This window comes from Kineococcus indalonis (assembly GCF_009906395.1).
Taxonomy (GTDB): domain Bacteria; phylum Actinomycetota; class Actinomycetes; order Actinomycetales; family Kineococcaceae; genus Kineococcus; species Kineococcus indalonis.
Map to the genome: position 1 here is coordinate 1 of NZ_JAAALM010000849.1, position 1,076 is coordinate 1,076.

Sequence of the window (1,076 nt, forward strand, 5' to 3'; positions counted from 1 at the left end):
GTCCCGGGCCCGCTGCGCGGCGGGCAGCGGGCGGTCCGGTTCGGGGCCGGTCCAGCTGAGCAGCAGGCCCAGCGCCTCGGCGGAGGCGCTGCCGGGTGCGGCGGTCCACGTCAGCAGGGACTGCTCGCGCGCCCCGGGCAGGTGCAGGGTCTCCACGTCCAGGTCCAGGCGGCCGACGAGGGGGTGCTGCAGGCGGTGGGTGGCGTGGTCGCGGGTGCGCACGCGCTGGCTGGCCCACCAGCGGGCGAAGTCGGGGCTGACGACGCTCAGCTCCCCCACGAGGGCGGCGACGCCGGGGTCGCAGGCGTCCCGGCCGACGTGCCGGTGCAGGCCGGCGACCGCGTCGGCGGCCACGTCCTCCCAGTCCAGGAACAGGGTGCGGGCGGCGGGGTCGGTGCACAGCCAGCGCACCCAGTTGCGGTCCTTGGCCGGCAGCGCCTGCGGGTCCAGCAGCAGCGCGCGGGCGGGGGCGTTGGCGGCCAGGACCTCCGAGCGCGGGCCCAGCGCCAGCGCGGGCACGCCGGTCATGGCGTCCAGGAGGCGGTGCACGCCGGCGCGCACGCGCGGCACCTCCGGGCTCGTGCTCACCGGCCGCGCGGCGGTGCCCACGAGGTCGCGCAGGTGGTCCAGCTCGTCCTCGTCGAGGCGCAGCGCGGCGCCGACCGCGCGCAGCACCGACTCGGAGACGTTCATGGCGCGACCCTGCTCCAGGCGCGTGTAGTAGGCGACGCTGACGCCGGCGAGGGAGGCGACCTCCTCGCGGCGCAGGCCGGCCACGCGGCGCGGGCCGGGGGCGGGGGGCAGGCCGACGTCCTCCGGGCGCACCGTCGATCGGCGCACCCGCAGGAAGTCGCGCACGGCGAGGTCACGTCCCACGTCCTCCAGTATTCAACGGCCGCGGGAGCCCGCCAGGCGGCACGGTGACCCTGCGGGTGTCAGGGAACCGCCGAGGACCCCGGCGGCGCTGGCCCGGTCCCCGGCGCAGACCTACCGTCGTCGCATGAGACGCACCGTGCGCAGCGCCGCGCCCGCCGCCGTGACCACCGCCCTGACCGCCCTGCTGCTCACCGCACCGG

The 1,076-nt window shown here is 78.3% G+C and carries 1 protein-coding gene; it reads right to left on the reverse strand.

Annotation, left to right across the window (positions count from 1 at the left end; translation table 11 throughout):
• On the reverse strand, window positions 1–876 hold an 876-nt coding region (locus tag GTR00_RS21530), incomplete at its 3' end, for a helix-turn-helix domain-containing protein (RefSeq protein ID WP_323132666.1).
• Window positions 877–1,076 lie beyond the last annotated feature (200 nt).